The organism is Micromonospora sp. CNZ299, assembly GCF_002754415.1.
In genome coordinates, this window is record NZ_PEFG01000001.1 from 5,329,425 (window position 1) to 5,352,722 (window position 23,298).

General features: G+C 71.9%; 21 protein-coding genes. 13 read left to right on the forward strand and 8 right to left on the reverse strand.

From position 1 onward, the window contains the following. From CLT68_RS24360 to CLT68_RS24370, 3 genes are all read left to right on the forward strand, one after another. Positions 1 to 924 (forward strand): RNA polymerase sigma factor, encoded by a 924-nt coding sequence (locus tag CLT68_RS24360; protein WP_099854335.1) that lies wholly within the window; start codon positions 1 to 3, stop codon positions 922 to 924. 113 nt (positions 925 to 1,037) lie between these two features. Further along, entirely contained in the window at positions 1,038 to 1,922 is an 885-nt protein-coding gene (locus CLT68_RS24365; protein ID WP_099854337.1) for an alpha/beta fold hydrolase, read from the forward strand. Positions 1,923 to 2,042: 120 nt separating this feature from the next. Next, positions 2,043 to 2,504: a DUF5709 domain-containing protein gene (locus tag CLT68_RS24370; protein ID WP_099854338.1), complete on the forward strand. Its 462-nt coding sequence runs from the start codon at positions 2,043 to 2,045 to the stop codon at positions 2,502 to 2,504. A 61-nt stretch (positions 2,505 to 2,565) separates the two neighbouring features. Here the strand turns inward: CLT68_RS24370 and CLT68_RS24375 are convergent, their stop codons facing one another. The 5 genes from CLT68_RS24375 to CLT68_RS24395 form a co-directional block, all read right to left on the reverse strand. Then, positions 2,566 to 4,146, reverse strand: coding sequence for a DHA2 family efflux MFS transporter permease subunit (locus CLT68_RS24375; RefSeq protein ID WP_099854340.1), 1,581 nt, complete (start codon positions 4,144 to 4,146; stop codon positions 2,566 to 2,568). Positions 4,147 to 4,785: 639 nt separating this feature from the next. After that, positions 4,786 to 6,042, reverse strand: coding sequence for an HNH endonuclease signature motif containing protein (locus CLT68_RS24380; protein WP_099854342.1), 1,257 nt, complete (start codon positions 6,040 to 6,042; stop codon positions 4,786 to 4,788). Positions 6,043 to 6,927: 885 nt separating this feature from the next. Then, positions 6,928 to 7,503 carry a DinB family protein gene (locus CLT68_RS24385; protein ID WP_099854344.1) on the reverse strand — a complete coding sequence of 192 codons (576 nt, stop codon included), beginning with the start codon at positions 7,501 to 7,503 and terminating at the stop codon, positions 6,928 to 6,930. Between the two features lie 79 nt (positions 7,504 to 7,582). After that, positions 7,583 to 8,386 carry an IclR family transcriptional regulator domain-containing protein gene (locus CLT68_RS24390; protein ID WP_099854346.1) on the reverse strand — a complete coding sequence of 268 codons (804 nt, stop codon included), beginning with the start codon at positions 8,384 to 8,386 and terminating at the stop codon, positions 7,583 to 7,585. Positions 8,387 to 8,389: 3 nt separating this feature from the next. Further along, complete coding sequence (locus CLT68_RS24395; RefSeq protein ID WP_099854348.1) at positions 8,390 to 9,826, reverse strand: amidohydrolase family protein; 1,437 nt, start codon at positions 9,824 to 9,826, stop codon at positions 8,390 to 8,392. Positions 9,827 to 10,024: 198 nt separating this feature from the next. On the opposite strand from CLT68_RS24395, the gene CLT68_RS24400 reads away from it, so the two are divergent. The 7 genes from CLT68_RS24400 (at position 10,025) to CLT68_RS24430 (ending at position 16,638) form a co-directional block, all read left to right on the forward strand. Then, positions 10,025 to 11,161 carry a CaiB/BaiF CoA transferase family protein gene (locus CLT68_RS24400; RefSeq protein ID WP_088948611.1) on the forward strand — a complete coding sequence of 379 codons (1,137 nt, stop codon included), beginning with the start codon at positions 10,025 to 10,027 and terminating at the stop codon, positions 11,159 to 11,161. Further along, positions 11,146 to 11,916: a citryl-CoA lyase gene (locus CLT68_RS24405; protein WP_099857577.1), complete on the forward strand. Its 771-nt coding sequence runs from the start codon at positions 11,146 to 11,148 to the stop codon at positions 11,914 to 11,916. The genes CLT68_RS24400 and CLT68_RS24405 overlap by 16 nt, the downstream gene beginning before the upstream one ends. Positions 11,917 to 11,946: 30 nt before the next feature. Next, on the forward strand, positions 11,947 to 12,813 hold the full coding sequence (locus CLT68_RS24410) for a DODA-type extradiol aromatic ring-opening family dioxygenase (protein WP_099854350.1): 867 nt from the start codon (positions 11,947 to 11,949) through the stop codon (positions 12,811 to 12,813). Then, positions 12,810 to 13,172, forward strand: a complete 363-nt coding sequence (locus tag CLT68_RS24415) for a hypothetical protein (protein ID WP_088948613.1) — start codon at positions 12,810 to 12,812, stop codon at positions 13,170 to 13,172. The genes CLT68_RS24410 and CLT68_RS24415 overlap by 4 nt, the downstream gene beginning before the upstream one ends. Continuing rightward, complete coding sequence (locus tag CLT68_RS24420) at positions 13,169 to 14,134, forward strand: quinone oxidoreductase family protein (protein ID WP_099854352.1); 966 nt, start codon at positions 13,169 to 13,171, stop codon at positions 14,132 to 14,134. Before CLT68_RS24415 ends, CLT68_RS24420 begins: the two co-directional genes overlap by 4 nt. Before the next feature lie 84 nt (positions 14,135 to 14,218). Then, on the forward strand, positions 14,219 to 15,643 hold the full coding sequence (locus CLT68_RS24425) for an aldehyde dehydrogenase family protein (RefSeq protein WP_099857579.1): 1,425 nt from the start codon (positions 14,219 to 14,221) through the stop codon (positions 15,641 to 15,643). A gap of 161 nt (positions 15,644 to 15,804) precedes the next feature. Next, on the forward strand, positions 15,805 to 16,638 hold the full coding sequence (locus tag CLT68_RS24430; RefSeq protein WP_088951813.1) for a helix-turn-helix transcriptional regulator: 834 nt from the start codon (positions 15,805 to 15,807) through the stop codon (positions 16,636 to 16,638). Here CLT68_RS24430 and CLT68_RS24435 read toward each other — a convergent pair. After that, a complete protein-coding gene (locus CLT68_RS24435) occupies positions 16,616 to 17,449 on the reverse strand; it encodes an AraC family transcriptional regulator (RefSeq protein ID WP_099854354.1) in 834 nt (277 codons plus the stop codon). The two genes, CLT68_RS24430 and CLT68_RS24435, sit on opposite strands and share 23 nt — an antisense overlap. Before the next feature lie 50 nt (positions 17,450 to 17,499). Here CLT68_RS24435 and CLT68_RS24440 point away from each other — a divergent pair, with 50 nt between their 5' ends. Next, a complete protein-coding gene (locus CLT68_RS24440; RefSeq protein WP_099854356.1) occupies positions 17,500 to 17,922 on the forward strand; it encodes a DUF2000 domain-containing protein in 423 nt (140 codons plus the stop codon). Between the two features lie 23 nt (positions 17,923 to 17,945). Here the strand turns inward: CLT68_RS24440 and CLT68_RS24445 are convergent, their stop codons facing one another. Together CLT68_RS24445 and CLT68_RS24450 are read right to left on the reverse strand one after the other, a co-directional pair. Then, positions 17,946 to 20,477, reverse strand: a complete 2,532-nt coding sequence (locus CLT68_RS24445; RefSeq protein ID WP_099854358.1) for an ABC transporter permease — start codon at positions 20,475 to 20,477, stop codon at positions 17,946 to 17,948. Beyond that, positions 20,474 to 21,232, reverse strand: coding sequence for an ABC transporter ATP-binding protein (locus tag CLT68_RS24450; protein ID WP_099854360.1), 759 nt, complete (start codon positions 21,230 to 21,232; stop codon positions 20,474 to 20,476). Before CLT68_RS24450 ends, CLT68_RS24445 begins: the two co-directional genes overlap by 4 nt. 146 nt (positions 21,233 to 21,378) lie before the next feature. Between CLT68_RS24450 and CLT68_RS24455 the strand changes: the two genes are divergently transcribed. After that, complete coding sequence (locus CLT68_RS24455) at positions 21,379 to 22,581, forward strand: histidine kinase (protein WP_099854362.1); 1,203 nt, start codon at positions 21,379 to 21,381, stop codon at positions 22,579 to 22,581. Beyond that, positions 22,578 to 23,216 (forward strand): response regulator, encoded by a 639-nt coding sequence (locus tag CLT68_RS24460; protein ID WP_099854364.1) that lies wholly within the window; start codon positions 22,578 to 22,580, stop codon positions 23,214 to 23,216. The genes CLT68_RS24455 and CLT68_RS24460 overlap by 4 nt, the downstream gene beginning before the upstream one ends. The last annotated feature ends 82 nt before the right edge of the window (positions 23,217 to 23,298 follow it).

Here is a 23,298-nt window from a genome sequence, read left to right on the forward strand (position 1 = left end):
GTGACGCAGAGCGATGCGGAACTGGTCGCGCTGGCGCAGGCGGGAGACGCGGCGGCACTCGGAGCGCTGCTGGCCCGGCACGAGGCCGAGATGCGGGCCGTCGCGTTGAGCGTCCTCGGTTACGGCCCGGACGCCGAGGACGCGGTGCAGGACGCCATGGTGGTGGCGCTGCGTCGCATCGGCGAGGTCCGCGACCCCGCCGCCGTCGGCGCGTGGCTGCGCGCCATCGTCCGCAACAACAGTCGGATGACCGTGCGCGGGCCCAGAGCCGTCCCGGTCGCCGAACCGGAGTGGTTCGCCCGCCCCGCCGACACTCCCACCCCCGAGGAGGCACTGGACCGGGGCGCGATGCGCGACTGGGTGTGGCACGCCATCGGGCAGTTGTCCGAGCCGGACCGGCTGGTCACCCTGTTGCGCTACTTCAGCGACGCGTCGTCGTACGAGCAGATCGCGGCCGTGTGCGGCGTGCCGGTCGGCACCGTCCGCAGCCGCCTCAGCCACGCCCGCCGCGCGCTCGCCGGCGGCCTCCGCGCGGCGGCGACCGCGGCGCACACCGACGTCACCGCGGCGACCGAATCGCGGTGGCGGGAGGGTCGCGACATGATCGCGACGGCGATGGGCGGCGACTTCGACCGGGTGGTTCGCGAGAGCTGGTGGCCGGACGCCGAGATGGTCGTGCCGGGCGGCCCGCGCGGCGGTCGTGACCTGGCGATCCAGGGCATGAACCGAGACCTGACAGCAGGGGTACGCCAACGGCTGCGCAACGTGGCCGCCAGCGGCGACGTGCTGATCTGGGAGACCGACCTGATCAGCCCGCCCGACGACCCGGAGCACTGCCCACCCGCGGCGCTGTGGTTGCAGGTGCTGCGCGAGGGGCGAGTGCGCCGCCTCACCCTCTTTCACCCCGTCCCGGCGCTGGTCTGAAAACACTTCCCCGACCGAGCGAACTTTTCCTTCGTCCCGCGCATCTGGTCCGCGTCATGCGCCAGTTGCCGTGCGGGCATTCGCCGCACGGGTCTCGGAACGGGAGATAGTTCATGGGTTCCACCAGCCACGACGTCAGCGCCCTCGCACCGGGCGCCCACACCTTCACCGTCGACGGCGTTCGGCAGGTCTACCACGTCGCCGGCACCGGCCCGGTCTGCGTGGCGCACTCCGGCGGCCCCGGCATCGAGTGGGCCTACCTGCGGGCGCCGAGCCTGGAAGAGCACTTCACGATGGTGTACGTCGAGCCGGTCGGCACCGGCGCCTCGGGGCGCCTCGACGACGCCGCCGACTACCGTCTCGACACGTACGTCCGGTTCCTGCACGCCGTCGTCGAGCACCTCGACGCACCCCGGGTCCACCTCCTCGGGCACTCGCACGGCGGTTTCGTCGTCCAGCGCTACGCCCTCGCACACCCGGACCGGGTCGCCGGTCTCGCCCTTTACGACACCTCACCCGTCACCGGCGCCGAGTTCTGGGCCGAGGCGATGGCCGGTCTGGCCGCGTACCCGCAGCGGCACCCGGACCGGCCGGAGGCCGCGGCGGTTCCGGCCGCCTTCGGACAGATCGGCGCGGCGACGGACGACGAGTCGTTGGGGGCCGCCCTGCGTGCCGCCCTCCCGGTGTACTTCGCGGACTTCTGGGGCCGACAGGACGAGTTCGTCCCGTTCCAGGCCGCCGTACGCATCTGGTCGGCGCCGGCCGGCGCGCAGGACCCCACGCCCTTCGACGTACGGGACAACCTCGGCGAGATCACCGTGCCCGTCGTGGTGATCGTGGGGGCGTACGACTTCATCTGCGGTCCCCGCTGGGCCGAGCAGGCGCACGCGGGCCTCAAGGACTCACGGCTGGTCGTGCTGGAGCACAGCGGGCACTTCGGGCACATCGAGCAGCCGACGGAGTTCACCGAGGCCGTGGTGGTGCTGCTGAGCCGCTGACCCGGCACCGGCGTCGCAGCCCGAGGTCCGTTCGTCACAGCGGGCAGGCCTCGGGCTGCGCCGGCGTTGGACGGTCATAGGCTGGGCACTTTGGTGCACCGTGACGCAGAGGAGACCGCCGTGAGCCAGACCGAACGGATGGATTCCGTCGACGAGTGGAACGTGGCCGAGGACGACGGGGTCCTGGACGCCTCAGACACCCTGGACGACGACCGCGTCGGCGACCCCCTCGACACCGGCATCGTCGCCGAGGACCACTGGACGGCGGCGAACCGGTTCGGCACCACGCCGGCCGAGGAGCGGGCGGGCGAGTCCCTGGAGCAGTACCTCGCCCAGGAGGTGCCGGATGTCGACCCGTACGCCGAGGGCGGCGACGACGAGGACGAGCTGACCCGCCGGGGCTACGAGGCCGAGGCGCGCGCCGGCCGTCTCGTCGCGTACGACGAGGGCGTCCGCGAGGACGACGAGGCCGAGTCGGTGGCGTGGGACGCCGGGATCGACGCGGGTGCCGCCAGCGCCGAGGAGGCCGCGATCCACGTGGTCGAGGACCCGGACGGCCCCGGCGACGGCCCGCTGCGCTGACGACCGCCCGACAGCGCCGCGCTCACCATCCGGGGGATGGTGAGCGCGGCGGGCGGGTTGCTCAGTGGATGACGACGGGCGTCTTGACCAGCTCGCCCTGCGGGTCGTCGAGCTGCGCCGGCTGACGTCGGCGCGGCAGCAGGGCCGCAGGGATGAACGTAAGCACGACCAGCGCGAACGCGACCCAGAACGTGGTGGCGAACGACGTGGCGGCGAAGTCGAGCCCTCGTTCGATGATGGACGGGTCCACCGGCATCTGCTGGAGCAGCTCCGGCCGCTGCTGGGAGGCGATGGCCAGCCCGGCCTCGGTGACCGGCTTGCCGCTCTCGTCCACCAGGCCGGGGATCGGCCGCGAGCCGTTCAGCTCGTTGGTGAGGATCACCGACATCACGGCGGCGCCGACCGACCCGCCGATCTGCTGGAGGATGTTGACCAGGGTGGAGCCGCGTGCCACCTCCTGAGCCTGCAACGTCCGCAACGCGGACGTCATGATCGGCATCATCGTGCCGCCCATGCCCAGGCCCATCACGAACAGCGACCCGCCGAGCAGCCAGTACGAGGTCTGCGGGTCGACCTGGGTGAAGCTGAAGAACCCGACGACGATCAGCCCCAGCGCGAACGGCACGGTGCGGCCGATCGGCACCCGGTCGGCCAACGTGCCGGCGATCGGCATGGTGATCATCGCGCCGATGCCCTGCGGGGCCAACAGCAGACCGGCCGCCAGCGTCGTCTCGCCGCGCACCTGAAGGAAGTAGCTCGGGAACAGCAGGCCGGCGCCCATGAACGCGATGATGAACACGAACAGCGTCAGCGACGCGATGGTCAGGCTGCGGTTGCGGAACAGCCGCAGGTCGAGCAGCGGGTGCCGGGGCTTGAACGAGTAGAGCACGAACGCCACCACCAGCGCGCCACCGACGAGCATCGGGGCCCACACCTTGGCCTCGGTGAAGGTGCCCGCCTCCGGCAGCGACGAGACGCCGTAGAGGAAGAGCGCCAGGCCCGGCGAGAGCATGAGCATGCCGACGAAGTCGAACGACTCGGACGGCTCGGGGGCATCCTTCGGCAGCGCCATCTGCGCGTAGATCAGTGCGACGACGCCGATCGGCAGGTTGATCAGGAAGATCCAGTGCCAGCTCGCGGTGTCGATCAACCAGCCGCCGAGGATCGGGCCACCGATCGGCCCGAGCAGCATCGGGATGCCGAGGACGGCCATCAGTCGGCCGATCCGGTGCGGCCCCGCCGCGCGGGTCATGATGGTCATGCCCAGCGGCATGAGCATGCCGCCGCCGAGGCCCTGAAGCACGCGGTAGCCGATCAGCTCGCCGATCGTGTCGGCCGTGGCGCAGAGCCCCGAGCCGATGGTGAACAGGGCCAACGCCACCATGTAGAGGCGTTTGGTGCCGAACCGGTCGGCCGCCCAACCGCTGAGCGGGATCACGGTGGCCAGGGCCAGGGTGTAGGCGGTCATCGTCCACGCGACGCGGGCGTACGACGCGTCGAACTCGCTCTGGAAGGTGGGCAGCGCCACGCTGACCACCGTCACGTCGAGGATCGACATGATCGCGCCGAGGACGACGACGCCCGCCACCTTGAGCACCGCGGCGTCGAGTTTGTCCGCTGTCGCGACGGATTGCTGTGTCACTGACTCTCCTGAAGTCGATTGAGCCGGCCAATGGTGGGCGGTGGCGGCGATGCCGCGCCGACCAGGCGCGGGGCGCGACGTGCCAGGACGACGACGCGCGCAGGCAGACTAACTGCCGGTTGTGACGATTCGCCGCCGGTTTTCGTGACCGCCGGGCCGCGTATCCGAACGGCCGTCCATTTACAGCCACTCGTCGGGGTGGCGACCAACCAGCAGAACCACCAGACAGATGGGCAGCGGCCCGGATCAGCCCGGCTAAGGCCAGGGATCGGCGGCGCGGCAGCCACGCGATCACCATCGTCACGCTCGGCGCGTCCACCACCGGCACCGCGGCGAGGGCGGCGGCGAGCACGGCGGCACGGTGAGCACGGCGGCACGGCGGCACGGCGGCACGGCGGCACGGTGAACACGGTGAGCATGGCGGCACGGCGAGCACGGTGAGCACGGTGAGCATGGCGGCACGGCGGCACGGCGGCACGGCGTCGAGGGCGGCCCGGCCCTCCACCAGCAGCACCGAGCCGGCCAAGGTCAGGGCGAGAGCGTGCATCCTGGTCCCGCGCCTCTCCTCGCCTCGGTGGCCGGGCGGAATCAGGGCGTGCTGTGCTGGCTACCGGGGTGATCGTTATGTGCTCGTGGTGCTCACGTTCGTCGGTGGTAGTGGTTGCGGCGGGGTAGTTGTTCGGGGTCGAGCCAGGCCGGTGGGACGAATTCGGGGTGGCCGTCGCCTGCCAGGCGCACGGTCCAGTCGCTGTGGTGCAGGTGCAGGTGCCGGTGATGGTGGCCGCAGAGCAGGACGGCGTTGGCGAGGCTGGTCTGGCCGCCGTCGGCCCAGTGCTCGATGTGGTGTGCGTCGCACCAGCGCGGTGGCCGATCGCAGCCCGGGAAGGCGCAGCCACCGTCCCGCAGCACCAGGGCTCGCCGGAGGGGGCCGGTGATGAGACGGCGTTGCCGGCCGATGTCGAGTGGTTGGCCGGCTCCGCTGAGGACGGCGGGAAGGATGCCTGCGTCGCAGGCGAGTCGGCGCACGGCCTCGGGGGTGAGGTGCAGGCCGGTGTCGAGAGTGCCGCTGCCCAGTTGCCGGGTCAACCCGTCGTAGCTGGTGGTGACGACGACCTGGGCGCAATCGCCGCCGTGCTCGGGCAGCTCGCCGGTGCGCAGGGCGAGGCGGCACACGTCGCTGAGGGCGTCGTGCCGGCGCTGCGCGGGAGTGCGCTGGTCATCAGGGCCCGACGGTGCGCTGAGGGGGTCGATGGCGGCGCGGAGCAGCCCGGCGGTCTCGGTGTCGAGGATGCCGGTGAGTCGCAGACGGCCGTCGGTGAGGGTGGAGAGGGTGAGGTGGCGGTCGCGGGTGGCGCGGCGGGCTTCGGCATCCAGGGCGGCTTTGGCGGCGGCGTCGGCGATGTCGGGTGCGACGTGGTCGAGGATGCGGGTGCTGAGTTTGCGGAGAAGGGTGGGGTCGAATTGCCCGGCCCACTCGACGAGCACTCCGAGGGCCTTGTCAGCGGCCTCGGGACCGGCGGCGGTCTGCACGGTGTCGATCGTGTCGGTGATGACCCGGGCCTGCTCTACGGTGATGTGGCCATCGGCCAGTGCGTGGCGTACGCCAGGGTTGCCGGTGTCCAGGACGGCGGCGAGGTCGACGAGGCGGCGAGCGGCCGGGATGGTGAGGCGTAACCGTTCGCGGAGCCAGACCGCGGTGGAGGAGGCACCCTGCGTGGTGGCGGTGCCTCGGCCGTCGAGCTCACGGACCAGGGCCAGCTTCACCGCCGCGAGTCGCTGCTCGATGCGGTACGCGGTGTCGAGCGCGGCGATCAGCTCGCCCTCGGGCAGTGCCCAGATGGCCGTGTCGGCGCAGGCCGCGATGGCGTCCTCAGCCTGCGGCAACTCCTCGACCATGACCTGAATCTAGAACACGTGTACGACACTTTCAGTCATCATGATCGATTCGCGGCAGACCCGGCCAGGCGGCAAGCCGGCCGAGGAACGGAGACTCCGCGCCGACGGCCCCGCCGCCGTAGGCCGTGCCGACCGGTGGAGGATGCCGTCCGTGGCTCTGGTCGCGGGCCAACGACGGGATCCTGCAGTGTCGAGCCTGACCGCCCGCTACGCCGGCGCGCATCCATCTACCGGGCCAGCCCGGTCCTCGTCGCCGCCATCATCTGGCTGCCACGACCGGCAGAGGACACGACCGGCAGAGAGCTAGGTCCTGTTTCATAGCTCGGGTCGGAACCATTCGTTGATCGCAACGACGTGGAGGACCTTTAACAGCGGCGCAGCCACCAAGGATCATCCCCGTGCGTTTGGGGGTCGTGATAAGTACGTCTCAACAGCGCGTCATCCAGACGGTCGACAACGACTCGGAGCTCTCGCGCGGCATGGCCAGGCAGCATGGTGACTGCCTCCTCCAAGCGCAGACGCGCCCAGCCATCGCCACAACAGGAACAGGTGAACTCCGCTTCCCACGGTCTCCACCGACGCTGCCCGCCGAATGCATGCACGCCCCATACGCTGACTGCGGCTGCCACCATGCCCGGCAGCCACCGCCGCCCCTCCAGCAGGCGGACAGCAGCGTTCCCGGGACCGGAGAGTCCAGGAACATCCCGATAACGGGACCACGGGCTTCGCATGATCGGTACGGGGCGACGAAGCGATTGAGGCTGCCTACGAGGCACGGCCCCTTCTGTGGAAGGTCACGCCTCAGATCCTCTCACGAAGGCCAACAGGCACTTAGCCGGCCGAAGCGACGCCGCAGCCCTGGTAGCGAACCCTTCTGAAACACGCCTAGTTGCTGCGTTTGCTGGCGTCGAGGGCAGCCTGCTCCACTCGCTGGCGGTGGTCCAGCCACCACGACTCGTCGGCGGCGGGCAGGTTGTCGTTGCTGGGCAGCAGCCCGGCCGCGCCGTCGATGAGTTCGCGCACGATGTCAGCGTGGCCGGCGTGCCGTTGTGTTTCCGCGATGACGTGAATCAGGACGTGGTGCAACGTGACCGCTGCGTCACCCCACCACGGCACGCGGCCGACCTCGTCCAGCCCGAGGGCTTCGATGGTGGTGTCGGCGTGGGCGATCGTGCGACGGTACACCCCGACGATCTCCTCGCGGGTCTCGTCCGCGGTCGCCCACATGTCGGCATTGGCCTCCGCTTCGTCGCCGACGTACGGGAGCTCCTGGTCGAACGGTCGGCCGAACACGACGCCGAAGTAGAGGATCTCCATGGCCGCCGCGTGCTTCACCAGACCGAGCAGGTTGGTCCCGGTCGGGGTCAACGGACGCCGAATATCGTATTCGCCGAGCCCGTCGAGCTTCCACAGCAGCGTGTCGCGGCCGCCCCTCAAGTAACTGTGCAGGTCTGCCTTCATCGCGGCACTATGGCATCCGGCCGGGTGTCGGCACCGCCCCGGACGATCCACGGAGCTCATGACCGGCAGGCCAGCGCACCTACACGGTCACCACCGGCACGGCGGCGGTCAGCGCCCAGTCGTGCCCGATGTCGGCGGCGGCGCGCAGCAACCTCGGCAGATGCTCTTCCCGCAGGGTCTCCAGCGAGGTCTCGGCCGCGTGCACTGTCACGTTGATGGCGGCCACGACACGCCCGTCGCCGTCGCGTACGCCGGTCGCGACGGACCGGATTCCCGGGGCCAGGTCCTGGTCGGCGAGGGCCCAGCCCTTCGCCCGCACCTCGCGCAGCACGGCGTCGAGGTCGCCCGGGGAGGGCTGCCAGCGTGGTGTGATGCCGGAGCGGGTCGGCTCGGCGAGCACGGCGGCCAGGGTTTCCGGTGGCAGTGCCGCGAGCAGCACCTTGCCCATCGAGGTCGCGGGAGCCGGGAAGCGGGTGCCGATGGTGACGCCGAGCGTCACGATCTTCGGGACGGCCACCCGGGCGACGTAGACGATGTCGCTGCCGTCCAACTGTGCCATCGAGGTCGACTCGTTGGTCTGCGCGACCAGCTTCTCCATGTGCGGGCGGGCCACGTCCCACATGTTCAGCGCGTTGACGTACGCCATCCCCAGCTCCAGGACGCGCGGGGTGAGGGTGTGGCCACGGCCGACCGCGCGGACGTAGCCCAGCGATTCGAGCGTGATGAGGATGCGCCGGACGGTGGGCCGGGCGAGGCCGGTGGCGGTGGCGATCTCGCTGAGCGTCATCGACGGGCAGGCCGGACGGAAGGAGCGCAGGACGTCGAGGCCACGGGCGAGAGCCTCGATGAAGTCGGGCCCGGCGCCCCTTCCGTTGTCACTCATGTCCTAATGCTTCCATTGCGCCGAGCCGGCGTCCCACTCGGTGTACTGGTAGGGGTTCTCCAGGATCGCGGTCTCGGGGACGTCCGGGTTCATGCCCCGCTGCCACGCCTCCTCCCCCATCGTCTCGCGGAGGTGGTCGATGGTCGACGCCACAGCGGCCCGCGCGGCGGCGAGGTCGACGCCGACGAGGCGGCCGTCCTGCTTGACGATTCGCCCACCGACCAGCACGGTGTGCACGTCGCCGCGCTGGGCCTGGAAGACGACGTGACCGTGCGGGTTCAGGATCGGGAACATCACCGGCGACGCGTCGTTCTTGATCAGAACCACGTCGGCCTGTCGGCCGGCGGTGAGGGCGCCGATCGTGGAGTCCATGCCGAGCGCGCGGGCGCCGCCTCGGGTGGCCCACTCGACGACCTGCTCGGCGCGCAGGTGACAGTGGGTGATGGTCTCCTGCTTGGCGTGCGCCTCCAGGTGCTCGCGGGAGCGGTCCGCGCCGAGCGTGCTCCGCATCGCGGAGAAGAGGTCGCCGCTCCACCACACGCTGGTGTCCATCGACAGCGACACCGGGATGTCGTGGTGGCGCAACTGCCAGGTGGGCGGGTAGCCCTGACCGGCGCTCTGCTCGCTCTCGGTGGAGACGGAGACGGAGCCGCCGGTCGCGGCGATCCGGTTGTACGAGTCGTGGGTGAGCGTCGCCGCGTGCACGTAGACCGTCGACGGGGTCATGAACCCGTTCTCGTGCATCAGCCGGATGCCGTCGTCGTTGGTGGCGCCCCAGACTCCGGCGTGGGTGGTCACCGCGGCGCCCAACTCCCGGGCCACCTCGAAGGCGGCCCGCTCCGGGAAGGCCGGGTCGCCGGTGACGTCGAACGCCATCTGGAAGCCGGCCAGCCTGCCGCCGTCGATGCGGCGGCGGTGGAAGTCGCGGAACTCCGGCGAGGTGGCCCACTGCCAGGGCCCCTGCTGGATGTTTCCGTAGGCGAGCACGAACCGTCCGTCGACCGCCTCCAGGGCGTCCACTGCCGCGTCGGCGTGCTCGGGCGTCTGGAGCCCGTGTGACCAGTCGACGGTGGTGGTGACACCCGCGTCGATCGCCTCGATGGCGCCGAGCAGGTTGCCGGCGTAGACGTCCTCGGGACGGAACAGCTTGCCGGATTCGAGGTAGTACCAGACGAAGTACTGGGTCAGGGTCCAGTCGGCGCCGTACCCACGCATGGCGGTCTGCCACATGTGCCGGTGGGTGTCGACCATGCCCGGCATCATGATGCCGCCGGTGGCGTCGATCTCCAGGGCGTCGTCGGGCGCGGTGAGGCCGACGCCGACCTCCGCGATCCGGTCGCCGACGACCAGCACGTCGGCGCCGGGCAGCACCGTGTGGGCGTCGTCCATGGTGAGAACCAGGCCGTTTCGGAAGACCACCGGCCGGTCGGTTGCGCTCATCGCCACCCATTCCTTTCCGGGGTACGAGGGGAGTCCGGACTCTTGTCCGCTGTGCGGCCAGCCCGAGTGGCGCAAGTGTGGTCCCGGTCACGAGACGTGTCAAGAGCGTGTTTCCGCGCGATGAACGCACCGTTGACAGGCCCCCTGCGGTATCGCAAGCTGTGCGGGCGGACAGGTGTCCGCAGGACGGGCGGAAACATGGTGCAGCAATCGACGGGGCCACTGGCCGGCCTGCTCGTCGCGGACTTCTCCCGGATCCTCGCCGGGCCGTACGCGACGATGCTCCTGGCCGACCTGGGCGCACAGGTGATCAAAGTGGAGAGTCCCGGTGGCGACGACACCCGCACCTGGATGCCGCCCACCCGCGACGGCGTCTCGACGTACTACCTCGGCATCAACCGCAACAAGCGGTCGGTCGCCCTGGACCTCAAGAAACCGGACGACGTGGCCGCCGCGCAGGAGCTGGCCCGCCGCGCCGACGTGATGATCGAGAACTTCCGGCCGGGCGGCCTCGCCCGGTTCGGCCTCGACTACGACAGCGTCGCCGCGAGCAACAACAGGATCGTGTACGCGAGCATCAGCGGTTTCGGCACAGGCGCGGGTAGGGACTTCCCCGGCTACGACCTGATGGTGCAGGCGATCTCGGGCCTGATGAGCCTCACCGGCGACCCGGACGGCTCGCCGTACCGGGCCGGGATCTCCGTCTTCGACGTCATGGCCGGGCTGCACGCGAACATCGGCATCCTCGCCGCGCTGCGCCACCGTGGCGAGACCGGGCGGGGTCAGCACGTCGAGGTCAACCTGCTCAGCTCGGCGCTGTCCGGGCTGGTCAACCACTCCAGCGGCTACGTCGCCGGCGGCACCGTCCCGTTCCGGATGGGCAACGCGCACCCCAGCCTCTTCCCGTACGAGCCGCTGCCCACCGCCGACGGCGAGCTGATCGTCATCGCCGGCAACGACGGGCAGTTCCGCAAGCTCTGCCAGGTGCTCGACCTGCCCGAACTGCCCGACGACCCGCGCTTCGGGCGCAACCAGGACCGCACCGCCAACCGCGAGGAGCTGCGACCGCTGCTGGTGCAACGACTCGCCCAGCGGACCAAGGACGAGTGGTTCCGCGACCTGCTCGCCGCGGGCGTCCCCTGTGCGCCGATCAACACCATCGACGGCGGCGTGGCGCTCGCGGAGGAGCTGGGGCTCGACCCGGTCGTGGCCGTCGGTGACGTGCCCGGCGTCCGCAACCCCATCACCTTCTCCGACACCCCGGCGCGCTACGAGCTGCCGCCGCCCGGGCTCGACGAACACGGCGAGGAGATCCGCGCGTGGCTGAAGAACTGAGCTTTCCGACCGGGATCGGCACGTCCGACCCGACGAGCATCTCCCTGCTCGGGCAGGACCTGGCCGGCGACCTGATGGGCGAGGTCGGCTTCGGCGAGCTGGCGTACTGGCTGGTCGCCGGCCGCCGGCCCACCCGGGGTGAGGTGCGGGTCTTCGAGGCGGTGCTGGTGGCGCTCGCCGATCACGGCTTCACCCCGACGGCGATCGCGGCCCGGCTGACGTACCTGTCGGCGCCGGAGTCGTTGCAGGGCGCGCTCGCCGCCGGCCTGCTCGGCGGCGGCTCCCGCTTCCTCGGTGTCACCGAGGACTGTGGACGCTTCCTCGCCGAGACCCTCTCGGGGGCCGGTGAGGTGACCGACTACGACGCGCTGGCGCTCGACGCGGTCACCCGGGCCAGGCAGGAGCGCCGACTGGTCCCCGGGCTCGGGCATCCGGTGCACAAGGAGCAGGACCCGCGCACGCCCGTGCTGATCCGGATCGCCACCGAGGAGGGTCTGCACGGCCCGCACCTGCGGCTGTTCGAGGCGATCGGGCGGGTGCACCCGCAGGTGCTCGGCCGGACCCTGCCCCTCAACGGCGCCGGGGTCTGCGGCGCGGCGCTCGCCGACCTCGGGCTCCCCGTCGAGATGCTGCGCGGTTTCGCCCTGCTGGCCCGCGCGGCGGGGCTGCTCGGGCACCTCGCCGAGGAGCGGCGCCGCCCGCTCGGCATGGACATCTACCGCGCCGTGGACCGCAACGCCGTCTACGAGCCCTGATCCCCCTCTGCTGCCAGCGAAAGGAGCCCAATGGCCACCGTCGTCGCGGTCATCGCCTCCACCCACCACCCCTTCTACTACCGGGCCAGCACGGCCACCGGCGATGACCGGCCGCCGTTCGCCGACGAGTGGACCAGCAAGATCCTGGCCTTCCGGGAGACGTTGACCCGAGCCCGACCCGACGTGCTGGTGATGGTCGGCTCCGACCACTTCCACCAGCTCTGGCTGGACAACATGCCGCAGTTCCTGGTCGGCAAGGCGCCTCACTACGACGCCAACTGGTACAACGAGGAACGCGAGTTCGGGCTGCCCCGGATGCTGCTCAAGGGTCAGGAGGACCTGTCCGGGCACATCCTGCGGGCCGGTCTCGACGCCGGGTTCGATCTCGCGTTCAGCAACGAGCTGCGCATCGACCACAGCATCACCTGCCCGATCATCACGCTGCGGCCCGAGGCCGACCTGCCGATCGTGCCCATCTACACCAACATCTTCGCGCCGCCCCTGCCGCAGCCGAAGCGCTTCGTCCAGCTCGGCCAGAGCATCCGGGAGATCGTCGAATCGTGGCCGTCGCACCTGCGGGTGGCCGTCATCGGCACCGGCCACCTCTCGCTGGAGCTGGGCGGCCCCCGGCAGTTCGGCCCGCACGGCCCGGACCCGGAGTTCGACCAGCGGGCCGTCGAGTGGATCGCCAACGGCGACCTGGACGAGTGCCTGCGCGAGGTCACACTGGACAGCCTGCACTCACCGGGCAACGCCACCCACGGCTTCATGGACTTCATGCTGATGATGGGCGTGGCCGGGGCCGGCGCGAAGGCCGACCACGTCGACACCCTCGATCTGTTCCACACCATGGAGGCCTACTTCACCTGGTACCCGAACGGAGCGCCGGCGGCATGAGCAAGTACCTGCTGAACAAGTTCCTCTTCATGGTCGACCGGGACCCCGAGCTGGTCGAGCGCTACCGCAGCGAGCCGCGTGAGCTGGTCACCTGGTGGGAGGCCGAGTGCGCCAACACAGTGCTGAACTGCCACACCGGCGAGGCGAGCACCTGGTTACGCTTCGACGACGTGGAGCGGGAGGCGTTGGCCACCCACGACCACGTGAAGCTGTTCGAGTTGGGGGCGCACCCGTTCCTCACCCTGACCCTCTTCATCGCCCTCTTCGAACGGGACAACACCGAGCCGCTGGAATACCAGAAGTCCTACGGCGCACGGCTGGCGCACTTCCCGATGCCCTACCCGGACATCGCGACGTGATCCGCGCGGCAGTGCTCAACGCCTGCGGCACACCGCCGACGATCACCGAGCGGCCGGCGCGCGTGCCGAACGACGGCGAGGTGGCGGTCACCGTCGAGGCCGTGCCGATCACCCCGCTGGACCTGCTCTGCGCCAGCGGCACCAGCTACTTCGGCGCGCCGAGCACCCCGTACGTGCCGGGTGTGCAGGGTGTCGGCCGGCTCGCCGACGGCTCGGCCGTCTGGTTTGGCACGTCGGCCGGGATGAGGTCCGGCGTCGACGGCAGCATGGCGACCACTGTCGCGGTGCCCTCCGCCGACGTGGTGGCGCTGCCGTCCGGCGTACCGCTGACCCTTCTCGCGGCCCTCGGTCTCTCCGCGGTCGCCGCGCACTCGGCGCTGACCCACGCCGGCGGCCTGGCGGCCGGCGACCAGGTCATCGTGCTGGGAGCCGGAGGTGTGGTCGGTCAGGCCGCCGTCCAGCTCGCCCTGCTCGGCGGCGCCCGCCGCGTCATCGCCGTGGCCCGCTCTGCCTCGGCGCGAGCCCGCGCCGAGGAGCTCGGCGCGGCGGTCGCCATCCCGCTGCTGCCCGACGACGACGTCGCGTCGATGGCCGACCGACTCCGTGAGGTCGCCGACGGTCCGGTCGACCTCGTCCTCGACCCGGTCTTCGGTGTGCCTGCGGCGGCGGCCCTGCGGGTGCTGCGTCCCGGTGGCCGGCTGGTCAACCTGGGCAGCGCGGCGGGGGCAACCGCGCCGATCGAGTCCGCCGTGCTGCGGGGCGGTTCGCTGCGCCTGGTCGGCTACACCAACAACGGGCTGTCGACTGCGCAACGGGCGGCGGCGCTGGGCGTGGTGGCCGGGCATGCGGCGGCGGGGCGGCTCACCGTCGACCACGAGATCGTGCCGTTCGACTCGGTCGCGGACGCCTGGGCCCGGCAGGACGCCGGCATCGCCGCCGGGCGAATCGTGCTGGCGCTCTGACCGGGCCGGGTCCCAGCCAGGGACTGCGAGACCCTGGATAGAGCGCACCTGGTTGGGGTGCCGGGCCGGTGCGACGGTCGGTCCATGACAACTTCCACCTACGCCGTCACCGGCCACTGGATCGGTGGCGAGACCGTCGCCGGCTCCGCCGGCACCCTTCCCGTCGTGAACCCCGCCACCGGCGAGGTCGTCGCCGAAACCCCGGCCGGCACCGCCGATGACGTCGACAGTGCCGTCGCCGCCGCCCGGGCAGCCTTCCCGGCCTGGGCGGCGACCACCCCGCAGCACCGGGCGGACGTCCTGCGCCGCCTCGGCGCGGGCCTCGCCGCCCGCACGGAGGAGATCGCCCAGGCGATCACCGCCGAGATGGGTTCTCCGATCGGGATGTCCCGGACCGCCCAGGTCGGTTTCCCGGCCGCGGTGGTCGAGTCGGTCGCCGGTCTGGCCGACGACTTCGCGTGGACCGAGGAGGTCGGCAACTCGCTGATCGTCCGTGAGCCCATCGGTGTGGTCGGTGCGATCACACCGTGGAACTTCCCGTTGCAGCAGATCGTCTCCAAGCTCGCGCCGGCGCTGCTCGCCGGCAACACGATGGTCTTCAAGCCGTCCGAGAACGCCCCGCTGACCGCGCGCATCCTCGCCGAGGTCGCCGCCGAGGCCGGCGTACCGGCGGGTGTGTTCAACATCGTCTACGGCACCGGCGCGACCGTCGGAGAGGCGATCTCCGCCCACCCGGACATCGACATGATCTCCTTCACCGGCTCCACCCGGGCGGGGCAGCGGATCTCCTCGGTGGCCGCGGCGACCGTCAAGCGGGTCGCGCTGGAGCTGGGCGGCAAGGGCGCGAACATCTTCCTCGACGACGCCGACCTGCCCGCCGCGGTCGAGCGGGGTCTCATGATGGCGTTCAGCAACGGCGGTCAGGTCTGCGGCGCGTGGCCGAGGATGCTGGTGCCCGCCTCCCGCCAGGACGAGGTCGTGGCGTTGGCCGTCGAGGCGGCGAAGCAGTACACCGTCGGCGACCCGAACGACGAGGCCACCCGGATCGGTCCGATGGCCTCCGAGGCACACCGGCAGAAGGTCGTCGGCTACATCGAGCGGGGCAGCGCCGACGGTGCCCGGCTGGTGTTCGGCGGGCCGGACCGGCCGGAGGGCCTGACGAACGGCGCCTACGTCCAGCCGACGATCTTCGCCGACGTCGACCCGTCCTCCGCGATCGCTCAGGAGGAGATCTTCGGGCCGGTGCTGACGATCATCCCGTACGCCGACGAGGAGGAGGCCGTGGCCATCGCCAACGGCACCCCGTACGGCCTGACCAGCGGTGTCTTCGGCGAGCCGGAGCATGCCCTCGCCGTGGCGCGGCGGCTGCGCGTGGGCCAGGTCGACGTGAACGCCGGGCACTGGAACCCGCTCGCGCCGTTCGGCGGCTACAAGCAGTCCGGCAACGGCCGCGAATTCGGCCGCTTCGGCCTGGAGGAGTTCCTGGAGACCAAGTCCATCCAGCGCTGACCGAACCGGACAACTCCCACCCGCGGGACCGGCCCCGCGTCCCGCTGGCCCGCCTGCCCCAGGATCCCGTGCGATCTTGGGGCAGGCGGAACACCGTCGCCGGGCTCGCCTGTTGCAGTGAACAGGCTGGCCCCTGCCGGCATGCAGTGATCGGAGACACCGTGGACCGCGCCCAACTGGCCAGTTTCCTGCGCACCCGACGGGAGGCGCTCCAGCCCGAGGACGTGGGGTTGCCCCGGGGGCCGCGTCGGCGTACCGGTGGGCTGCGGCGCGAGGAAGTCGCCACATTGAGCGGGATGTCCACCGACTACTACAGCCGGTTGGAGCAGCAGCGGGGGCCGCACCCGTCGGAGCAGATGCTGGCCGCCCTGGCCCGTGGCCTGCGGCTCTCCCTGACCGAACGCGACCACCTGTTCCAGCTCGCCGGCCACGCGATCCCCCACCGGGCGGTACGGGCCGACCACGTCAACCCGGGGATGATGCGCATCCTCGACCGGATGCACGACACCCCGGCCCAGGTGGTGAACCACCTCGGCGAGACCCTGGCGCAGACCGCGCCGGCCGTCGCCCTGCTCGGCGACGAGACCCGGTACGCCGGGCTGGCGCGTAGCGCGCACCACCGCTGGTTCACCGACCCGACCGCGCGGCAACTGCATCCGGCGGAGGACCACCGGACGCAGAGCCGCCTGCTCGTGGCGGACCTGCGGGCGTCGTACACCCGTGACGGGCGCGGCTCGCGGGCCGCCGCCCTCGTCGACGACCTGCTGGCCAGGAGCCCGGAGTTCGCGCAGCTGTGGCGCGAGCACCCGGTGCCGACCGGCTACTGCCCGTCGAAGCACTTCCTGCACCCCGAGGTCGGGGCGTTGGAGCTGCACTGCCAGACCCTGGTGGACCCCGACCACTCCCAGACGCTGCTGGTCTTCACCGCCGTGCCCGGCTCGGAGAGCGACGAGAAGCTGCGGCTGCTCGCCGTCATCGGCGGCCAGCTCGTCTGATCCCGGTGACCGGCCCGCCGAGGTAGCGGGCCGGGCTGACGCCCAGGTACCGCCGGAAGTGGCGGGTCAGATGCGCCTGGTCGAAGAATCCGGCCGCGACGGCGGCCTCGGCCGGTCGCTGCCCGGCGAGGAGCAGGCGACGGACCAGCTCGACCCGGCGGCCGGTCAGGTACGAGTGCGGCGGCACACCGTGCACGTGGGTGAACGTCCGGACCAGGTGGGTCGGGTGGGCGTGCAGAAGCTCGGCGGCCTCGCCCAGCGTGACGCCCTCGACGGTGCGGGCGTCCAGCAGCTCCCGGAGTCGCACCGCGAGGCCGGGTCCGGCCGGTTGACCCCCGACCGGAGGGCGCTGACGGAGCTGGCCGCGCAGCCGCTCCAGGATGAGCGCGAGCCGACTCTCGGCCTCGAACTCGTCCCCGGGTGCGGCGAGCACCTGGTGCAGGTGGTGGATCCGGTCGCGTAGCTGCGGATCGGCCAGGTCCGGTTCGTCGACCGCCCTGCCGACCAGCTCGGCACCGAGCGCCGAGGTGTCGAGATACAGGACCCGTTTGCGGAACCCGCCAGGTGTGGCGGAGCTGCCGTCGTGCGGCACGTACGGCGGCAGCAGGGTGACCGACGTGCGCAGCGCACCGTGCCGGTGCCGGTCCAGGTCGAAGCGGACCGCTCCGTCGTCGACGATCAGCAGCGTCCACACGTCGTGGATGTGTCGGGGATAGGCGTGGTCCACGAAATGGGCGTGGAAGACCTCGGCGACCCCGGCTACCAGGGGTCGCCACGCGTTGACGTGCGAGCCCGCCGGGCGGGTGGCCACGCTAAGAACGTACAAGACCGGTCGGCCTCGGGGCGGGCAGGCTCGACGCCATGACCGAACCGATTCGCTTTCCCACCAAGATCGCTGTGCTGCTCCGTGACGACCTGGCGAGCTGGCAGCGGCTGAACGTCACCGCCTTCCTGGTCAGCGGCATCGCGAACGCCCAGCCGGAGCTGCTCGGCGAGGAGTACCGCGACGCGGACGGCACCCGGTACCTGCCGATGTTCGGCCAGCCCGTGCTCGTCTTCGCCGGGGATCGGGCGACGCTGGTCGGCGCGCACTCGCGAGCCCTCTCCCGCGGGCTGCGGCTCGCGGTCTTCACGGCCGACCTGTTCGCCACCGGCAACGACCGGGACAACCGCGCGGCCGTGCAGGCGGTCGGTCGGGAGAAACTCGACCTGGTGGGCCTGGCGCTGCACGCCCCGCGCAACGTGGTGGACAAGGTGCTCAAGGGCGCGTCGATGCACCCGTGACGCTGACCGTGTCACCACGGGGGTCACCCGTCGGCCCCCAACGCCGCCACCGGGCTGACCCGCGACGCCCGTCGTGCCGGCAGCACTCCGGCCAACGCGGTCAGCACAACCAGCGCCACGAAGAGCCCGACCAGCGGCAGCACCGGCACGGTCAGCGGTGCGTTGATCCCGAGGGCGTGCACCGCCAACCAGGCGTACGGGACGCCGAGCAGCAGACCGATGGTCGCACCGATCACCCCGTACAGGCCGGACTCGACGGTCAGCATGGTGCGCAGGCCGGTCCGGGACAGGCCGATCGCCCGCAGCAACCCGGACTCGCGGATCCGCTCCACCACCGACAGCGCGGTGGTGGAACCCACGCCGACGACCGCGATCAGCACGGTCAGGCTGACCAGACCGACAGCGATCCAGACCAGGGTGCGCACCAGGGCGTCGTTGCGGTCCCGTTCGTCGGCGAGCACCGCGAGGCCCACCCCGTCGGTGCCGGCGATCGCCTGCCGCAGCGCCCGCACGCCGGCGGTCCGACCGTCCTCGCCGGCTCCGGCCGCGTCGGCCAGCAGACCGGTGTACGCCGTGGGAACGCCGAGCCGGTCGAGGTCGCCCCGGTCGGCCAGGATGCCGACGTGCAGGGGGCCTTCGGCGGGGAGGACCGCGGCGACGCGTACGTCGATGGTCCGCCCGCCGAGGGCGAGCGTGGCGGTGTCGCCGACGTGCAGTCCGGCGTCCCGCGCGACCCAACCGGCGAGCACGATCCGACCCGGACCACGATCGGCCAGGGCACCCTGCGCCACGTCCAGGTCCCGGATCGTCGGCAACGCGGCCACGTCCAGGTCGCTCGTCGGGTAACCGGACTCGACGTCGCCGAGCTGATCACCGCCGCGCGTCAGGGTGACGTCGCCGACCCGCCGGTACGGCACCACCCGGGCCAGCGCCCCGTCCGCCGACTTCGCCTGGGTCACGAGGGCCCCCGGCAGTGTCCCGCCGTTGCTGGTGACCTCGAAGTCGGTCGGCGCGGACAGCGCCACCTCGCGGTCGGCGAGGACCTGAAGCGACGCGCCGCCGATGACCACCCCGGAGATCAGGGTGACGCCGAGCGCGACGACGACGGAGACCGCTGCCGCCCGACGCGGCGCCCCACCGATCCCGCCGACCGACATCCGCCCGAGCGGTCCGAGCTGGCGCAGCGGCCAACCCACCACGGCCAGCACCGGCCGCACCAGCAGCGGCCCGAGGGCCACCAGCGCGAAGAACGCCAGCCCGCCGGACCCGACCAGCAGGAGCAGCGGCATCACGGGGTCGTACGTCGACTGGTCCGGCTCCGGCAACTGGCTGACCGTCACGACGGCGGCCAGCACCGCGCCGACTGCCAGGAGCAGCCCGAACACCAGGCGGGGCACCCCGATGCCGCGCCGGCCGGAGGTGGTGCTCGCCGTCCGCAGTGCCTCCAGCGGGGAGACCCGGGCGGCCGAGAGCGCCGGCGCCAGGACGGCCAGCACGGTGACCACGACGGCACCGATCACCACCACGCCCGCCGTCGCCAGTGGCAGACCCGGCGAGGAGACGGCCATGCCGGAGGCGCGCAGGATGGCCGGCAGCGCGTACCCGAGGGCGAGTGCGCTGGCCACCCCGATGACGCCGGCGACCAGCCCGGTCAGCGCCCCCTCGGCGGTCATCGCCCCCACCAGGGCGCCCCGGTCCGCGCCGACCGCACGCAGCAACGCGAGCTGCCGCATCCGCTGGGCGAAGACGATGCGGAAGGTCGAGGTGACCACCAGCGCCGCCGCGACGACAGCGATCGAGACGAACATGCCGACCAGGATGAAGAGCCTCCCGACCTCCTCGGCCGCCGCGTTGGCCTCCGCCTGGCGCACCTGCGCACCGGTCCGGATCGGCTGGCCGGCGACCGCCGCGACCACCTGTTGGCGGATGGTCTCCGTCGACGTGCCCGGCGCCACCCGCACGTCGACGCGCTCCAGGGCCGTCAGGCGTCCCCAGGACGTCACGACGTTGTCCGGGGCGTACGCGTCGTACCCGGCGTCGGCCGCGCTGTCGACCAACCCGGTCACGGTGAGCCGGGCGGGCGTGGTGAGTTCACCGCCCGTGCCGCTGGTCGTGGCGCCGACCGGCAGCCCGAGCCGCTCGGCGGTACGCGGGGTGACCGCGATCTCGCCGGGGGCGTCGGGGTAGCTGCCGTCGACGACCCGGACCCTGGTCAGCGGGCCGGTGCCCGGATCGGCCTGGAGATTCAGGTACCCCTCACCGATGGACACCCCGATCGACACCCGGCTCACCGCCTCGGCCACACCGGGCACGGCGCGGACGCGCTCCAGATCCGCCACAGTGGGTGGCGCGTGGTCGAAGTCGCCGATCACCAGGTTGGTGGCGGCCGGGGTGCCGCTCAGGTTGTCGCGCACGGTCCGTTCGGTGATCTGCTGCACCAGCACGGTGCCGAAGACGACGAAGGACGCGACCAGGATCGCCAGACCGGTCAGGATCAGCCGGCCGGGTCGTCGGGCCGCGGCGCTCGTCTGGGTGCGCAGCACTGTCGCCCTCATGCGCGGGCCGCCAGATCGCGCAGCGCGTCGGTGACCGAACCCTGGTCCGGCTTGTCGATCTCGCCGGCGATCCGGCCGTCGGCGAGCAGCACCACCCGGTCGGCGTACGCGGCGGCGATCGGGTCGTGGGTCACCATGACGACGGTCTGACCGAGGTCGCGCACCGAGTCGCGCAGGATGGTGAGCACCTCCGCGCCGGAGCGGGAGTCGAGGTTGCCGGTCGGCTCGTCGGCGAAGACCACCTCGGGCCGTGCCACCAACGCCCGGGCCAGCGCCACGCGCTGCTGCTGCCCGCCGGACAGCTCGCTCGGCCGGTGCTTCAGGCGGTCGCCGAGACCCAGCTGGTCGACCAGGCGCGCCAGGAGTTCGGCGTCGGGCTGCCGGCCGGCGAGGTCCAGCGGCAGGGTGATGTTCTGCGCGGCGGTCAGCTGCGGCAGCAGGTTGAAGGACTGGAAGACGAACCCGATCCGCTCCCGGCGTACCCGGGTCAGCGTCCGGTCGGACTGGCCGGTCAGCTCCGTGCCGCCGAGCAGGACACGGCCGGAGGTGGCGGTGTCGAGGCCGGCGAGGCAGTGCATCAGGGTCGACTTGCCGGACCCGGACGAACCCATGATCGCGGTGAACCCGGCCCGGCCGAAGCCCACCGAGACGCCGTCCAGTGCACGGACCGCGGTGTCCCCGCTGCCGTACACCTTCACCAGGTCGACGGCGGCGACGGCCGCTTGGCTGGTGTCCGGTGGGGCGTGGGTCGTCATTGTTCCTCCAGTGGCTGCGATGTGACCTGGGAAGCCTCGCCGCCACCGACGGGTCGGCGCATCGGCCCGGGGCCGGGTATCGCGGTCGCCGGGTCTGTCTTTCGGCCGATCTGCCACCTCCGTCCGGTTGGCTACGCTGGGTCATCATGAGCGCGCCGGATCTTCGACTGTGGTGGATACGTCTGGCCCAGGCTGCCGGGCTGGTGGCCTTTGGCCTGCTCGCTCTCTTCGACTTCGCGGCCAGCACGGCGGATGACCGCGGGATCGTCGGTCTCCTGCTCCTGCTGGTGCCGATGGGGTTGGCGGTGGCGACGGTGCCACTCTGGCTGCCGGTGCACCGGCCGGGTTCCCGCCGGCTGCCGGTGGCCGCGCTGGCACTGGCCACCGCCTCACTGGCCGTGACCGCGGGGGTGGTGCTCATCTCCGGAGGCGGTGGCATCCTGCCCGCCCGCACCTGGGGGCTCGCCGAGTCGGCGGGGCTGATCGGCGTGGTCTTCGTGGTGAGCCGCTGGGGCGCGCCCCGGCTCGCTCCGTGGGCGGCGGTGGCGGCCGGGCTCGCCGTCGCCGCGATGCCGCTGCGCGTCGGCACCGAGAACCTGCTGGTGATCTTCGGTCTGCTCCAGGTAATCGCCGCGGCGGGCGCCGCCGGGGTGGGGCTCTACCTGCGGATCGTGGCCGCCGGTCGGGAACGGGCGATCGCGCTGGTCCGGGCCGAGCAGCGTGCCGAGTTCGCCCGGGACCTGCACGACTTCATCGCCCACCACGTGACCGGCATTGTGGTGCAGGCGCAGGGCGCCCGGTTCGTCGCCGAACAGGACCCGCAACGGGTCATCGTCGCCCTGGAGCAGATCGAGCGGGCCGGTGCGGAGACGATGGCCTCGATGCGGCGGATGGTCGGGATCCTGCGTAACCCGAACGCCCCACCGGACGCGCCGCTGGCCCCACTGGCCGGGGTGAGCGAGTTGGAGCCACTGGTGACGGGGTTCAACGGGGCAGCGAACTCGCCGGCCCGGCTGCACGTCGACGGCGACCTGGGCGGACTGCCGGTGGAGGTCTCGACCTCGGCGTACCGGGTGGTGATGGAGGGGCTGACCAACACCCGCCAGCACGCGCCGGACGCCCGATCGGTGGACGTGGCCGTGCGACGTACCCCCGACTGGCTTCTGGTCCGGGTGGCCGACGACGGCGCCACCGGGCGCACCGCGCCGGCCCGGGGGCACGGCTTCGGTCTGATCGGCCTCACCGAGCGGGTACGCGCCCTCGGTGGCACGATCACCGCCGGACCGGGCGTCGCCGGTGGGTGGGTGCTCGATGCGGCGTTCCCGCTGCGCACGGCGGTGGGGCGGTGATCCGGGTGTTGATCGCCGACGACCAGGCGATGGTCCGGACCGGCTTCGGCATGATCATCGGGTCGCAGTCGGACATGACGGTGGTCGGCGAGGCCGCCGACGGCGTCGCGGCCGTGGAACTGGCCCGGCGGCTGCGCCCGGACGTGGTGCTGCTGGACATCCGGATGCCGCGCCTCGACGGTCTGGAGGCACTGCGGCTGCTCGCGGGACCGGGCGTCGCCGACCCGATCCGGGTGGTCGTGGTGACCACCTTCGACCTGGACGAGTACGTGCACACCGCGCTGTCCAACGGCGCCTGCGGCTTCCTGCTCAAGGACTCCGGCCCGGCGCTGCTCATCGAGGCGGTCCGCGCGGCCGTGTCCGGTGACGCGCTGATCAGCCCGTCCATCACGGTACGGCTGCTGGAGCACCTCAGCTCTCCCGCTCCGGCCCACGACGACGCCGGGCTGTCACCACGGGAACTCGACGTGGTGAAGCTCGTCGCCCGGGGCCTGACCAACGCCGAGATCGCCGCCCAGCTCTTCATCGCCGTCGGCACGGTCAAGACCCACCTGGCCAGCGTGCAGATGAAGCTCAAGGCCCGCAACCGGGTCGAGATCGCCGCCTGGGCCTGGGAACGACGCCTCGTCAGCTAGAGGCGCGCGATGGCCCGGCGGGCCGAATGGGGTTGGGTGGTGACCGAACACCGCCCGCCTGGCGGCCTCTGCACGGTGGCGG